Here is a 13,650-nt window from a genome sequence, read left to right on the forward strand (position 1 = left end):
GTATTGCGACGCGGCACAACGTATGCTGCGCCGAGCATAGAGAATTGTGAATTCAAAATGGTTTGTTCATCATGCGAAGATAGTGGTCATCGGTCCGTCGCGGTTGCGCAATTTACGGTGGCGGAGGAGCCGGAACGGAATCTGGAGATCATCGACGGATTCGCGCGTGATGCTGCGGTGGGCGATAGGGAAGCCGATCTCATTACTGTTGAGCTGAGTCGTGAGTGTCTTGATTCCGCGCGTCGAACATTGCCGGTGTTGCAGAATCGCCGTTTTGCCGATCCGCAGTTGTGTGACTGACCTCTGGATAACTTTACTAGCGCTGTTGATAAGGGTTCTATGATGGGAATCATGACCACTACTGTTGATAGCTCTGATTCAATGCCGGAACGTCTGCAAGAGGGGAGCGTGGCGCCCGATTTCACTCTGCCGGCGGTTATACCTGGGTTTACAGAGAGCGGATCAATCAACCTGTCTGACGTGCTCGATGCCGGCCGCAGGGTTGTACTGTACTTCTACCCGGCCGCGATGACGCCCGGATGCACCACTGAGGCTTGTGATTTTCGCGACAATCTCACCCGATTGGCGTCGAAGAATGTCACAGTGCTCGGTGTCTCCAAGGATTCACTTGACAAGCTGCGCAAGTTTGCACAGCGCGATCATCTCACATTCCCGTTGCTGTCTGATCTCGACCTGACCGTGCACAAGCTGTACGGCGCATACGGCGAAAAGAAGCTCTACGGCAAGGTGCACGTAGGCGTGATCCGCTCGACGCTCGTCATCAATCCCGATGGCTCCGTGGCGATTGCGCGCTACAACGTGCGTGCCAAAGGACATGTCGATTCGCTGTTAAAGGCACTGGAGAAGTTGGAGAAGCTGGAGAAGTAGCGCGTTCTCGTTGCTCGGACACAGTGGTTCGTGCATAGCAGTTCCGTGCGGTATGTGCCGTATGAACCACTGCCGTATGAACCACCGGTTGACTTCTCGGACTCACCGGCAAATAGTGAGACCGTGGGCGCGCAGTACGTCTATGGCTGGCATGTAATCGAGCGATGTTGCGGTGGGATTGAGCATCAGTTCGCGGATGGCGGCGGATGCTGAGGACTCGCTTGTCTTCGAGGATTCTGCGGCCGGGAAGAGAGCGTCGGCGATTAGGGAGATGATACGGGAACGTGCATCGCCGGCATTGGCATTGTTGCTGCTGTTGCCGGCGTCGGTAGTGGCGGAGTTGCCAATAGTAGCGGAGCTGTTTTGTTGAGTCGTATTCAACGCTGTGACAAGCGGCTCCAGGTTGTTCTTTGTCGCCTCGGCAATGTCATCGAGCTGATCGAATAAGGCGAACAGCCATGCACGACTTTGCTCCTCATTGTTGCCGGTCGCAAGCCTTTCATCGGTGACGCGCACGAGTTCGTCAATCGGTACTGCTGGCGTCTTTGCCGGATCGCGATGCTCACGGTTGTCTTCGATATCGCCCATAAGATGCTGGATTTCGCACTCGTCCTGCAATACGGTGGTTTCGGCAAATGCGGTGGCGATGGCGTCCGCGTCGATGAACTTGCCACCTTCGGACTGGAAGCGCACGCGCTTGGGCTCACTGTAATAATGCGACATGCCGAATGTGATGTACTGAGGCATCTCATCCTGCAATTGCTTGACTGCATCCGCCACCTTGCGCATGTCAGCAAGCTGCTGATGCACCACGATAAAGGCCAACACTGCTTTGGCATCGGCGAGAGTGAGCGGTTGCCCGATGCCACCTCCATGATGGTGTTCGTGACGCGCGAACATGTTCTTCAGCGAATCAAACAATCCCATAATGTCCTCCTTCGGACCGGGCACAATCGGCTACATCTGCCGTTTACTGTAGTCCCGAATATGAGGGAATGGTTCGTGGAACGCCGAGAGAGAATATTGGCGTGCGTGTGCCGCCGAGCGGGAGCTCGCGTTGGAGATGATAAGGCGGGCGAAGGAGCGGGGGCTCGACCCGACCGGGCCGGACGGCCTGCTCAGGCAGTTCACCGGGACCGTGCCGGAGACCGCTTTGGACGAGGAGACGACCGAGCATCCCGGACGCGCGAAGCACGAGAAAAGCGCGCGGGGACGCAGCGCGAACACGCGCAACGGCACCACCGTCAAGACGGTCACGACCGACGGCGTGGGGCCCGTCACCATCGAGGTGCCGCGTGACCGGGACGGCTCATTCGAGCCGGTCATCGTCAAAAAACGGCAGCGGCGGCTGAACGATGTGGACGAGGTCGCGCCGTCCCTGTACGCCAAGGGGCTTACCACGGGTGAGATATCCGCGCATTTCGCGCAGATAGGGGCTCCAACAAAATTGGCTAAAAGAGAACTCGGCGACTTATCAAGGACTCGCCCGTGTGTCCTTACCGTTCAGCTCCGCTCACGAATGAAATCGAAAATCACGTCGAAGACCTGCTGGCTCCAGAAATCGTACTCATGTTCGGCGCCGTCGACCAGGACCAGTTGTGCGTCCACGTCGTGCTCGACCAGTCGGTCGCGCATCTTGACGGACTGATGGTAGGGGACCACGGTGTCGGCGGTGCCGTGCAACAGGAGCATCGGTGGATACTGCCGGCCGTCCCGCACCTGCAGGTAGGGACTCATGTCAGCCGCACGCTGACGGACCTCGGCATTGATGCCGGTCTCATGGGTCGCGCCCACCACGGCCGCGAACGGGCCGAAATAATACAGCCGGAATGGATTGGTCTCATCGTCGAATGCGTCGACAGCTTCAAGCATGTCGGTGGGCGGGAAGCAACTGACCACGTACTTCACCGCATCGCTCTCATCGGCATTGGTGCCGTCCTCATACCGCGGATCGTCGGCGGTCAGCCCCACCAACAGTGACGTGTTGCCGCCGGACGACGTGCCCCAGATGCCGAGGCGGTCGGGGTCCACGTGCCATTGACGCGCGTTTGCCCTGAGATAGCGGATGGCTGCTTTGACGTCCTCGAGATATGCGGGGAACACGTCGTGGGGATCGCTCGAGGCATCGCGATGATTCACCGTGGCCACCACAAAGCCTTCGCGGGCCAAAGCCGAGAGCTGCGGGATCTCGTAATCGCGATGCGGCGTGGTCCAGGCGCTGCCTTGCACGAATACCACGGTGGGGTAGCGGCGGTTATCGTCATCGCCGGTGGATTGCGGGGCGATGATATCCATTACCAGATCATCGGCCCCGGTCTTGTACGCCACGTTGCGGGTCAGCGAGGCCAGCCCGGCAAGCGTGGGATTAGATGGAATATGGATGGCACCGTCCGAACCAGTGACGTTTTCGGCGGCTTTGGATGAGTCGATGGTCTGCATGGAATCCCCCTGGTTCTGTTGCAATACAGGACATCATACAGATGATACGAGGCCGATCGCTGATGATCGCGCGACTACCGATACAACGCCAGAAATACGGAACAATCGGAGTCTCCTACGCCCTGCTCGGACTGTCCGCCTGAATGATTGCGATTGTTGGTGGCGAGAAACGCGTGTATCTCATCCCTAGCTACCGCGAGCGCTGCATCCCGCGGATAGCCGTAAATCCCGGCGGAAATCAGCGGGAATGCGATGCTTCCGCAGCCGAGCGACACAGCAAGCTCCATCGAATTGCGATAACAGGCGCGTAGCAGTTGTTCCTCACCGGCATCACCGCCCTGCCAAATCGGGCCGGCGGTGTGAATCACGTATCGGGCGGACAATGCGAAGCCTGGTGTCGCTACCGCGCAACCGGTGAGAATAGGGGAAAGTCGGTCACAGGCCTCCTGCATATCCCGAGCTCCCGCCGCACGGAAAATCGCGCCGCACACGCCGCCGCCCATCAACAACCGCGTGTTCGCCGCGTTAACAATCGCATCCACCTGCATGGTGGTGATGTCCTGATGCACAATTCGCAGTGGCATGACTGCTATCCCTTTATCCTTTAGAACGACGGCATATCAAGCGACGGTGCTTGACCTGTCGGGCTAGCCGATGCGCTGCCATCGTCATGTTCGCGGAACCAATCGATAACCTGCGCCTCGCTCACCGGCATCAAGTCCCATGCATCCAATCCGACGTTCAGAGCCTCCGAACGGGCCCCATCGGGCGAAAGCTGATGCGTGTGACCATACAGCAGCTTTCGGCCGTCAAACGGCAGGGCCTTACCGCTGAACTTTGCCACATCGTCGGGCCAGCTGTACGACAAATCCTCCCGATATGGGAAGTGGGACAGATTCACTATGCCAAGTCCTTCGATTTCGACCGTATCGTTCGGCTCAAGGCTCTCGAACAGGTTGAGTGCGGGCCGATCTTCAAGCCACCAATCATCGTGATTGCCGATCACACCATGCAAATGCTTGCAATTGAGCGCGCGTAGACAGTTCTTCAAATGCGTCAGTGACGTGCGAAAACCGATGTCGCCCAGAATCCACAACTCATCGTCCGGCCCGACCATCGCATTGATATTGTCCACGATCGCTTTGTCGTGAGCATCCGTATCGGCTGCCGTGCGGAACGTCGGCCCCGAGTCCAGCGTCGTCTCCTTGGCCCAATCCTCAGCGGCTTTGCGCCCATGCGCGCGCAGTATTTCCTCATAGCTTGAGCGCGTTGGATCGAATGTCGTAAAACCTCGTAGCACGGTGACCAGCGGATGCCCGAAATGCGTATCGGTGGTGAAATACTTCATTGACGGTCCTCCTGCGGTGCTGTCCTTGCCGCGACCGGTGCAAGGACATTACGAATGACTCCATCCTAAGTCCATAAGCGCCATGTGAGGAGTCGCAAGGATGGCCATCGGCCCGTGTCTGTTCGTGTTGCCATAATAAGGCGCATTGCAGGGGAACCCGTGAACCAAGCCGATACCAGCCGAGCCGGTACGGTGCCATTCGCGCCGAGACCGAATCAATCGCCGACATGCGGGTTGAGAAAAGGCATAAGGCCTGACCCTTGGAGCCTGTTGGCCAACACCATCGGAGGGAGCAAATGATGACTTTTGACGCCGCCGCGTTCGGCCCGATCACCTTGGACCATCTGCCGCCGTTCGCGCAACGACTGCGCGAGGCCGCCAACTTGGTCTGGGAGGAGGGATACCGGCAGCCGTTCCTGCGCGAGCTGGGCAACGGGACGCTCGATCGCGAGCGCTTCGCATTCTATCTGCTGCAGGACTATCGTTACCTAAACGACTACGCCAAGGTCCACGCTCTGGCCCTCACCAAAACCCAGGATCCCGAAGTCATGCGGTTCATGGCCGACGTGCAGAACGGTATCTTCAATGTGGAGTCCGCGATGCACCGCAAATACATGGCAAGCTACGGCATCAGCGAGCAGGAAATGAACTCGGTTCGTCAGTCCGCGTTCGCCCGCGCCTACACGTCGAACATCCTTTCGATCGCATATGGCAATCCTTTAGTCGATGTTCTCGTGGCCGTGCTGCCCTGCGCATGGGTGTACGCCGACTACGGGCAGCGTCTCGCCGCCGAATTCACGGACACGCTTGATTCCAACCCGTACAAGAGCTGGGTGGACATGTACAAAACCGAGGAGTTCTGGAGCAGCTCCGCATGGCTGATCGAACATATCGAGCAGCTGACCGAACACCTGAGCGCAGAACGCAAGGACGAACTCGTGGACGTCTTCGTGACCGGCGTGCAGAACGAATACATGTTCTGGTCGAGTGCCTACGACATGCAGTACACATGGAAGCCGGAATGGGATGTGTGAGGAACACGATGGATGAGCGGTGGGCGCGTGCCCTGCGTGCCAAAGGCATCAATGTCGGAGAGGGCAGTCAACACGGCTCCAGCGATAAGACGGAAACAGGGAAATTCCTCGAATCCAAAATCGTTGCGGCTAAGGGCAAGTCCCGACAGGCAGCGGCGAATACCGTATCTCGCGCCACACCATTCAAAGCCACCGGACATAAGGACGGCATCAGTCGGCAGGGGAATTGACCCTGTTGCGGGGCTGTTTCGAGATGAATGGGCTCGGGATGGGTGCAGCCAATGGGCTACTCCAGCTTCAAGGGGCTGATTGCGTGCTTTCCGGAGGTCTATCTCCGTTTCAAGGGGCTGATGCCCAAGTAGATGGAGGGCAAAAACGGCGGAATGACGTGGGCATGAGGCTGTTATTATGCTTCGTCCGGAGGATGACCAGCCCCTTGAAACGGAAGTAGACCTCCGGAACGGTTCAGATCAGCCCCTCGAAACGTGTGTTGCGGATTAAAACGCCGGTAACTCGGTTCAGAGAGGTACATTCGGCGCTTTGCAGAATGGTAACTGCCTTCGAAGAGGTACTTTGTTCGCGAAACCATGAGTATAATCGGTCAGACACCAACGCCATTCCGCCGTCTCTGAGCTGCTTCCACTTGGCTCGGTACCCCTTTGAGCGGAGATGGCATTCCGCAAGAGGCTAAATGTACCCCTTTGAACGGAGATATCCAATATCGGGCTATGCCGACATCATATTGCGCGCAGAAAATCACGAATATCAGCAATTTCCTCGTCGCAAATGGCGTGAGCCATATCGGGATACTCGCGATAGGTCAGAAGCCCGGCCCGTTCAAGGACCTGATGGGCCGTCTGCTGGTCGGGCGCGGGGATTGTGCGGTCATACGCGCCATAGGCCAGAAAGAATCGGGTAAGGGAGTCAAGCGCCGCCTGCTCCTCGCCCATGAACGAAGGGCTGAGCAGAATCGCCGAATCGAACACGGTCGGATACGCCTTGACCAGACGGTACGACAGGTAGCCGCCTTGGGAGAACCCGATAAGAATCTTCTTACGGTTTGCAAACGCCGAGGCGTCCAGCAACGAGGTCACCGCTTCGCCGACCGCCGCGCATTCCCGTTGCCGTTCTTCCACGCCGCAGCCGTCCGGATACCAGTAATTGCCGCCCATGTAAGGCCTTGGATAGGTGGCGCGGAATGAGATGTAACTCGGCCCGGTCTCACCATGTGCGGATTCAGCGTGATTGACTGAGTAGTCGGAATCAGCGAAATCAGAGGAACCAACGGGAGCGGACGAAACTGATAAATCCGTATGGAACCGTGCCGGCGCATATACAGCGTCGAGAATCCGCACCATTTCGCTCTCATCGTTGCCATACCCGTGAAACATCAAGAAAATCGGGTCGTCGCCGCCGGCATTGATTCGGCTCGTCATCTGCAGTCGCATCGTCATCACCTCACTCAACGAGCTTACATGCATTCTTACATGCATTAGACTTGTATCGTTTGACCGACCAAGAACACTCAAGGAGCAATCATGGGGCCGAGGCGCGGGGCGCTGACCGCAGGCGAGAAGGTGCAGTTCACCGACCGCAAGGGCAAGAAGATCACCGATCAGCTGGTTGCCGGCGGCTCCACACAAACCGAGCATGGCTTGATTCTGCACGATGATGTGATCGGCAGGATCGAAGGCACGGTCATCCTCACCGTACACGCCAAACGAGAGGCGCAGGTCAATCAGGTCTACCCCGAAAAGGACAGGAACAAGCCGTGGAAGTCCTCGCGCGCCATCGGCGGCTGGGAGTATGCGGTGATGCGCCCACGTCTGGCCGACTACGTGCTCTCCATGCCGCGTGGCGCGCAGATCATGTATCCGAAAGACATCGCCCAGGTCATCCAGCTTGGCGACATTCGCTCCGGCATGCGCGTGCTGGAATCCGGCGCCGGCTCGGGAGCGATGAGCGTCAACCTGCTGGACGCCGTAGGACAGGATGGCCACCTGACCACCATCGAGCTGCGCCCCGAATTCGCCAAGGTGGCCCAGGCCAATGCCACGCTGTACTACGGCGAGCAGCCGCAATGGTGGGACCTCAAAACCGGCGACTTCGATTCCGTGGCCGCCGAACTGCCCGAACATTGGTTCGACCGTATCATGCTCGACATGCTCGATCCGTGGAACAGGCTCGAACAGGCCTATCGCGTGATCGCCCCCGGCGGCGTGTTGGTCAGCTACGTAACCACCACCACGCAGATGAGCCGACTGGCCGAAGCCCTGCGCACGGCCGGCTGCTGGACCGAACCGCAGATCCAGGAAACCCTCGAACGCACATGGAAGGCCCAAGGCCTCGCCGTACGCCCCGACCATCAGATGATCGGACACACCGGTTTCCTTGTCGTTTCGCGCGCCATGGCCCCCGGCTTCGAGGCACTGCGCAAACGCGACCGCGTGACCAAGGACACGTCCACCGACATCGACTCCCTCACCGAAGATCAGCGCGAAGCCCAGATCGAAGAGCTGGAACTGCGTGATATCTCTGATCACAAACTACGTAAGGTGCTGCGCGATCTCGACCGTCAGGTCGGCCGGCTCGCCGACACCGACGAATAAGCGCCGAATGATGGGTCGCCGGCCGTTTCGACGGCCCTATACTGGAAGCGATACAGGGCCGAGCAGCGGTTCGTGAAGGGAGCCACGGATGGGCATCAAGCTGAACAAGGTCGCCAAGGCAGCCAAGGAATATGACCATGTCCTCATCATCATGAGGCATGCCAAGGCTGAGCCGTTCGGAGACAAGGGCGATGTCGAGCGTGAGCTCACCGAGAAAGGCCTCAAACAGGCCAAAGCCGTGGGCAAGGGTGTCGAAGCGCTGGGATTGGTGCCCGACCGGATTTCCTGCTCGTCCGCCACCCGCACCCGGCAGACGCTGGATCGCATGCTCAAGACGTTCGGTGACAAGCCGATCGTCGATTATCGCATCAGCCTGTATGACGGGGGAGTGCAGGCCGTGTTCGACGAACTCGCCCACGTCAAGGACAAGACCCATGTGTTCATGATCGTCGGCCATGAGCCTACCGTGTCCATCAGCGCGCAATGGCTCGCCTCTGCCGACTCCGATTCGGAACGTCTTGATCTGCTGAATCTGGGTCTTTCGCCGGCCTCCATCGTGATTATGGGCTCAGATAAGCCGTTCGATGAATGGCAGGTGCACAGTGGCGAACTGCTCGCCGTCATCAATGCGAAGGACTTCGACTGATTCCATCGCGTCGGCTGGTTTCCATGGTTCGGTGCCACCGGTGATGATGAGGCAAGTCCGCCAGCAATCTGGCGGACCGTTCGTGTTTTCCGGCATGAGGTGTAGTCTCGGCTTTACGCGATGACGTGAGGCCAGTACATGATGCTATAAGTTCCATCTATAACGACACTCTACGATCATTTATAAGCTGTGAATCCGGGCGTTTTGCTACCCTAAGTCGGGTTACGAACGCTTACATTGGAGGATTCATGTCCACTCTGACTTCCGTCTCCGGCTTTCCCCGCATCGGGCAGAACCGCGAACTGAAGAAGATCATCGAAGGCTACTGGAAGGGCGCCAACGACCTGACCGCCGTCAAGGCCACCGCCGCCGAACTGCGCGCCAAGCACTGGAAGCTGCAGCAGGCCGCCGGCATCGACCTCATTCCCAGCAACGACTTCAGCTACTACGATCAGATGCTGGACACCGCCATCCTCCTCAACGTGATTCCGAAGCGTTACGAGCGTCTCGCCTTCGATAATCAGGAGGACACGCTCTTCGCCATGGCCCGCGGCTACCAGGGCGACAAGGGCGACGTGACCGCCCTGCCGATGAAGAAGTGGTTCACCACCAACTACCACTATCTGGTGCCTGAAGTCGAGTCGGCCGCGGAGATCAAGCTCAACTCCACCAAGCCGTTCGACGAATTCAACGAGGCCAAGGCGCTGGGCATCGACACCAAGCCCGTGTTCATCGGCCCGTACACGTTCCTGAAGCTCGCCCGCACCCCGGAAGCCACCGAACTCGAGCTCGACAAGGGCCTGGTCAACGCCGTGGCCGCCGTCTACGTCGAAGTGCTCGCCAAATTCAACGAACTCGGTGCCGCATGGGTCCAGCTTGATGAGCCGTACCTCGTGCTCGACAAGGAGCCGGGCGATGTTGAACTCTTCAAGACCCTGTACACCAAGATCCTGTCCGCCAAGGGCAACGTCAAGGTGCTGCTCAACACCTACTTCGGCCACATCGCCGACGTGTACGAGACCGTCAACCTGCTCGGCTTCGACGGCATCGGCCTGGACCTCAACGAAGGCCGCGAGGAGAACCTCGAAACCGTCGCCAAGTACGGCGTGGCCTCCAACACCACCATCTTCGCCGGCGTGATCAACGGCCGCAACATCTGGCGCAACAACTACGCCACCTCCCTCGGCCTGGTCGATGCCCTGAAGCAGGTCACCGCCAACGTGGCCGTCTCCACCGCATCCTCCCTGCTGCACGTGCCGTTCAGCACCGAAGGCGAGACCGGCATCCCGGCCGAAGACCTCAAGCACTTCGCGTTCGCCGTCCAGAAGCTCGACGAGCTCAAGGAAGTCGCCGCCCTGGCCGACGCCACCGAGGACGAGAAGAAAGTCTCCGCCGCCCTCGCCGCCAACCAGGCTCTGTTCGACGGCACCCGCGTGGCCGCCGACCCGGCCGTCGCCGAGCGCATCGGCAAGCTGTCCGACGCCGACTACGTGCGTCAGCCTGCCCGCGAGGAGCGTCAGGCCCTGCAGCGCGAGGCCCTCGGCCTGCCGCTGCTGCCGACCACCACCATCGGCTCCTTCCCCCAGACCAAGGAGATTCGCGCCGAGCGCGCCAAGCTGCGCAAGGGCGAGGTCACCAAGGAAGCCTACGACGAGTTCATCAAGGCCCAGATCGACACCGTCATCAAGAAGCAGGAGGATATCGGCCTCGACGTGCTGGTCCACGGCGAGTTCGAGCGTAACGACATGGTCGAATATTTCGGCCAGAACCTCAACGGCTTCCTATTCACCAAGAACGCTTGGGTTCAGTCCTACGGCACCCGTTGCGTCAAGCCCCCGATCGTCTGGGGTGACGTGTCCCGCGCCAACCCGATCACCGTGGAATGGTCCGCGTACGCCCAGTCCAAGACCGACCATGTAATGAAGGGCATGCTCACCGGCCCGGTGACCATCCTCAACTGGTCCTGGCCGCGCGAGGACATCACCCACGAGGAGCAGACCAAGCAGCTCGCCCTCGCCATCCGCGACGAAGTGCTCGATCTCGAGGCCGCCGGAATCAAGGTCATCCAGATCGATGAGGCCGCCCTGCGTGAGAAGCTGCCGTTGCGCAAGTCCGACTGGCACGTCAAGTACCTCGACTGGGCCGTTCCGGCCTTCCGTCTGGTGCACTCCGCCGTCAAGCCGACCACCCAGATCCACACCCACATGTGCTACTCCGAGTTCAACGACATCATCCGCGACATCGACGCGATGGATGCCGACGTGATCTCCTTCGAAGCTTCCCGTGGCGATCTGGTGGTGCTCGACGCCATTCACGACGCGCACTTCGAGACCGAGGCCGGCCCGGGCGTCTACGACATCCACTCCCCGCGTATTCCTTCCGAGAAGGAGATCGAGGATCGTATCTACGAGATCCTTGACAAGATGGACGTCAGGAAGGTGTGGATCAACCCCGACTGCGGTCTGAAGACCCGTGGCAACGCCGAAACCTGGCCGAGCCTTGAACATCTGGTCGCCGCCGCCAAGGCCGTGCGCGCCAAGCTCGAGAAGTAGGACCTTATGAGGCCCCCGCTGGCGGGGGCTGTCGCCACAGGCGACTGGAGGTGGTAATGACGCAATTCCAACCACCCCCAGTCCGGCATCCGCCGGACAGCCCCGCCAGCGGGGGCAACTTCATACGTGTAGTAAGGAACTCAATATGCATTCCCCGATGTTCACTCTCGAGGTATTCCCGCCCAAGCGCAACGCGCCGGTCGGCACCATCTACGACACCCTCGACGGGCTCGAGGGCCTGAACCCCGACTTCATTTCCGTGACCTACGGCCATGGCACCCACTCCGACCGCACCGCCACCGCACGCATCGCCCATACGATCAGCAAGGAATACGGCATACCAGCAGTCGCCCACCTCACCGCCCTGTACTCCGACAAGGCCAAGATCGACGAAGCGCTTGACATGTTCGAAGAAGCCGGCGTGAGCGCCGTGCTCGCCCTGCGCGGCGATTACATCGACGGTGAGCAGGCGGTCGGCGAATTCAACCACGCCAGCGACCTCGTATCCTACATCCGCTCCGTGAAGCCGGATCTCAAGGTGTTCGGCGCCTGCTACCCAGAAGGCCATTACCAGGCCGACACCATCGACCAGGATATCGAGAACCTCAAGATTAAGGTCGATGCCGGAGCCACCCATCTGATTTCCCAGTTGTTCTACGACAATGAGGACTTCTACCGTTTCCTCGACAAGGCGCGCGCCGCCGGCATCACCGTGCCGATCGAGGCGGGCATCATGCCGGTGCGTGGCGCCAAGTCCGTGCGTCGCATGGCCGAGCGCAACGCCTCGCGCATCCCGGACAAGCTCAACACCCTGCTGAACAAGTGGGAGGACGACATCCAGTCCCTGCGTGCCGCCGGCATACTCTACGCTTCCGAGCAGATCGCCGACCTCGTGGCCCACGGCGTGGACGGCGTCCACCTGTATTCGATGAACCACCCCGCCACCACGCGCCGTATCTGGCGCAATACGGAACCGTTGTTCCTCGGTACGCAAGGTTGACGCATATCGCGGCGCGGCGCATCTCCATGCGTCGCGCCGCGACGTTAATCCGCTGGCGAAACCCAGAGTTCCCCCAGCGGCCGATGGATATCATGAACGTGCAAGCCAACCAAAGCGATGGAAGGAAGTCCGTTATGTGCACTGGTGTCCGTTTCTCCGATGATGAGGGCAACACCTATTTCGGCCGTAATCTCGACTGGAGTTTCTCATATGGGGAGACCATCCTGGTCACTCCGCGCGGCTACCACTATGACACGGTGTTCGGTGCGGGCGGCAAGGCGAAGCCGAACGCGGTGATCGGCGTGGGCGTGGTCATGGCCGATAGGCCGATGTATTTCGACTGCGCCAATGAACATGGTCTGGCCATCGCCGGCTTGAATTTCCCCGGCTACGCCTCGTTCGTCCACGAACCGGTCGAAGGCACGGAAAACGTCGCCACGTTCGAATTTCCGCTGTGGGTGGCACGCAATTTCGACTCCGTCGACGAGGTCGAGGAGGCGCTCAGGAACGTGACGCTCGTCTCCCAGATCGTGCCGGGACAGCAGGAGTCTCTGCTGCACTGGTTCATCGGCGACGGCAAGCGCAGCATCGTCGTCGAGCAGATGGCCGATGGCATGCACGTGCATCATGATGACGTCGATGTGCTGACCAATCAGCCGACGTTCGACTTCCATATGGAAAATCTGCGCAACTACATGTGCGTCAGCAACGAGATGGCTGAACCGACTTCATGGGGCAAGGCCTCCTTGACCGCCTGGGGTGCGGGTGTGGGCATGCATGGCATCCCGGGCGACGTGAGCTCCCCGTCGCGCTTCGTTCGTGTGGCCTACACCAACGCGCATTACCCGCAGCAGAACGATGAAGCCGCCAATGTGTCGCGTCTGTTCCACACCCTCGGCTCCGTGCAGATGGTGGACGGCATGGCGAAGATGGGCAACGGCCAGTTCGAACGCACGCTGTTCACCAGCGGATATTCGTCCAAGACCAACACCTATTACATGAACACCTATGATGACCCCGCCATCCGTTCCTACGCCATGGCCGATTACGATATGGATTCCTCGGAGCTCATCAGCGTCGCTCGATGACTCCTTCCCGGCTCATGCCCCATTCGGAAGGGCATGAGCGTATATA

At 59.5% G+C, this 13,650-nt stretch carries 14 protein-coding genes and 1 pseudogene; 10 read left to right on the top strand and 5 right to left on the bottom strand.

Annotated elements, in window-relative coordinates:
- Positions 1-117 precede the first annotated feature (117 nt).
- Positions 118-300 (top strand): hypothetical protein, encoded by a 183-nt coding sequence (locus BBBR_RS04565; protein ID WP_003829293.1) that lies wholly within the window; start codon positions 118-120, stop codon positions 298-300.
- A gap of 39 nt (positions 301-339) precedes the next feature.
- Positions 340-888 carry a peroxiredoxin gene (locus tag BBBR_RS04570; protein ID WP_003829294.1) on the top strand — a complete coding sequence of 183 codons (549 nt, stop codon included), beginning with the start codon at positions 340-342 and terminating at the stop codon, positions 886-888.
- A gap of 102 nt (positions 889-990) precedes the next feature.
- On the opposite strand, the gene BBBR_RS04575 is transcribed toward BBBR_RS04570, so the two are convergent.
- Positions 991-1,815: a hypothetical protein gene (locus BBBR_RS04575; RefSeq protein WP_032738184.1), complete on the bottom strand. Its 825-nt coding sequence runs from the start codon at positions 1,813-1,815 to the stop codon at positions 991-993.
- A 136-nt stretch (positions 1,816-1,951) separates the two neighbouring features.
- Here BBBR_RS04575 and BBBR_RS10300 point away from each other — a divergent pair.
- Positions 1,952-2,320: pseudogene (locus tag BBBR_RS10300) on the top strand (transposase); the annotation flags it as partial.
- 71 nt (positions 2,321-2,391) lie between these two features.
- On the opposite strand, the gene BBBR_RS04580 reads toward BBBR_RS10300, so the two are convergent.
- The 3 genes from BBBR_RS04580 to BBBR_RS04590 all read right to left on the bottom strand — a co-directional run bounded on the left by BBBR_RS04580 (position 2,392) and on the right by BBBR_RS04590 (position 4,675).
- On the bottom strand, positions 2,392-3,327 hold the full coding sequence (locus BBBR_RS04580; RefSeq protein ID WP_003829297.1) for an alpha/beta hydrolase: 936 nt from the start codon (positions 3,325-3,327) through the stop codon (positions 2,392-2,394).
- A 74-nt stretch (positions 3,328-3,401) separates the two neighbouring features.
- The gene (locus BBBR_RS04585; protein ID WP_003829298.1) at positions 3,402-3,911 is read right to left on the bottom strand and encodes a macro domain-containing protein; all 510 of its coding nucleotides are present in this window, start codon (positions 3,909-3,911) and stop codon (positions 3,402-3,404) included.
- Between the two features lie 20 nt (positions 3,912-3,931).
- Positions 3,932-4,675 (bottom strand): metallophosphoesterase family protein, encoded by a 744-nt coding sequence (locus tag BBBR_RS04590; RefSeq protein WP_003829299.1) that lies wholly within the window; start codon positions 4,673-4,675, stop codon positions 3,932-3,934.
- Positions 4,676-4,974: 299 nt separating this feature from the next.
- Between BBBR_RS04590 and tenA the strand changes: the two genes are divergently transcribed.
- Together tenA and BBBR_RS04600 are read left to right on the top strand one after the other, a co-directional pair.
- Entirely contained in the window at positions 4,975-5,709 is a 735-nt protein-coding gene (gene tenA / locus BBBR_RS04595; protein WP_016463036.1) for a thiaminase II, read from the top strand.
- Positions 5,697-5,939 (top strand): hypothetical protein, encoded by a 243-nt coding sequence (locus tag BBBR_RS04600; protein WP_019728136.1) that lies wholly within the window; start codon positions 5,697-5,699, stop codon positions 5,937-5,939. Before tenA ends, BBBR_RS04600 begins: the two co-directional genes overlap by 13 nt.
- 507 nt (positions 5,940-6,446) lie before the next feature.
- On the opposite strand, the gene BBBR_RS04605 is transcribed toward BBBR_RS04600, so the two are convergent.
- Positions 6,447-7,151: an alpha/beta hydrolase gene (locus BBBR_RS04605; protein ID WP_025221667.1), complete on the bottom strand. Its 705-nt coding sequence runs from the start codon at positions 7,149-7,151 to the stop codon at positions 6,447-6,449.
- 96 nt (positions 7,152-7,247) lie between these two features.
- Between BBBR_RS04605 and BBBR_RS04610 the strand changes: the two genes are divergently transcribed.
- The 5 genes from BBBR_RS04610 to bsh all read left to right on the top strand — a co-directional run bounded on the left by BBBR_RS04610 (position 7,248) and on the right by bsh (position 13,604).
- Positions 7,248-8,318, top strand: coding sequence for a tRNA (adenine-N1)-methyltransferase (locus BBBR_RS04610; RefSeq protein WP_003829306.1), 1,071 nt, complete (start codon positions 7,248-7,250; stop codon positions 8,316-8,318).
- An 88-nt stretch (positions 8,319-8,406) separates the two neighbouring features.
- On the top strand, positions 8,407-8,964 hold the full coding sequence (locus tag BBBR_RS04615) for a SixA phosphatase family protein (protein WP_003829307.1): 558 nt from the start codon (positions 8,407-8,409) through the stop codon (positions 8,962-8,964).
- Positions 8,965-9,212: 248 nt separating this feature from the next.
- A complete protein-coding gene (metE, locus tag BBBR_RS04620) occupies positions 9,213-11,516 on the top strand; it encodes a 5-methyltetrahydropteroyltriglutamate--homocysteine S-methyltransferase (RefSeq protein WP_003829308.1) in 2,304 nt (767 codons plus the stop codon).
- A 145-nt stretch (positions 11,517-11,661) separates the two neighbouring features.
- On the top strand, positions 11,662-12,516 hold the full coding sequence (metF, locus tag BBBR_RS04625) for a methylenetetrahydrofolate reductase [NAD(P)H] (protein ID WP_025262964.1): 855 nt from the start codon (positions 11,662-11,664) through the stop codon (positions 12,514-12,516).
- Positions 12,517-12,650: 134 nt separating this feature from the next.
- Positions 12,651-13,604, top strand: a complete 954-nt coding sequence (gene bsh / locus BBBR_RS04630; protein WP_014483762.1) for a choloylglycine hydrolase — start codon at positions 12,651-12,653, stop codon at positions 13,602-13,604.
- The last annotated feature ends 46 nt before the right edge of the window (positions 13,605-13,650 follow it).

Source organism: Bifidobacterium breve DSM 20213 = JCM 1192 (assembly GCF_001025175.1).
GTDB classification, from domain to species: Bacteria; Actinomycetota; Actinomycetes; order Actinomycetales; family Bifidobacteriaceae; genus Bifidobacterium; species Bifidobacterium breve.

What these genes read in the sequence shown, in the direction of transcription:
- BBBR_RS04570 (WP_003829294.1), top strand. Translation starts at nt 340, where the DNA reads ATGATGGGAATCATGACCACTACTGTTGATAGCTCTGATTCAATGCCG.
- BBBR_RS04575 (WP_032738184.1), bottom strand. Translation starts at nt 1,815, where the DNA reads ATGGGATTGTTTGATTCGCTGAAGAACATGTTCGCGCGTCACGAACAC.
- BBBR_RS04580 (WP_003829297.1), bottom strand. Translation starts at nt 3,327, where the DNA reads ATGCAGACCATCGACTCATCCAAAGCCGCCGAAAACGTCACTGGTTCG.
- BBBR_RS04585 (WP_003829298.1), bottom strand. Translation starts at nt 3,911, where the DNA reads ATGCCACTGCGAATTGTGCATCAGGACATCACCACCATGCAGGTGGAT.
- BBBR_RS04590 (WP_003829299.1), bottom strand. Translation starts at nt 4,675, where the DNA reads ATGAAGTATTTCACCACCGATACGCATTTCGGGCATCCGCTGGTCACC.
- tenA (WP_016463036.1), top strand. Translation starts at nt 4,975, where the DNA reads ATGACTTTTGACGCCGCCGCGTTCGGCCCGATCACCTTGGACCATCTG.
- BBBR_RS04600 (WP_019728136.1), top strand. Translation starts at nt 5,697, where the DNA reads ATGGGATGTGTGAGGAACACGATGGATGAGCGGTGGGCGCGTGCCCTG.
- BBBR_RS04610 (WP_003829306.1), top strand. Translation starts at nt 7,248, where the DNA reads ATGGGGCCGAGGCGCGGGGCGCTGACCGCAGGCGAGAAGGTGCAGTTC.
- BBBR_RS04615 (WP_003829307.1), top strand. Translation starts at nt 8,407, where the DNA reads ATGGGCATCAAGCTGAACAAGGTCGCCAAGGCAGCCAAGGAATATGAC.
- metE (WP_003829308.1), top strand. Translation starts at nt 9,213, where the DNA reads ATGTCCACTCTGACTTCCGTCTCCGGCTTTCCCCGCATCGGGCAGAAC.
- metF (WP_025262964.1), top strand. Translation starts at nt 11,662, where the DNA reads ATGCATTCCCCGATGTTCACTCTCGAGGTATTCCCGCCCAAGCGCAAC.
- bsh (WP_014483762.1), top strand. Translation starts at nt 12,651, where the DNA reads ATGTGCACTGGTGTCCGTTTCTCCGATGATGAGGGCAACACCTATTTC.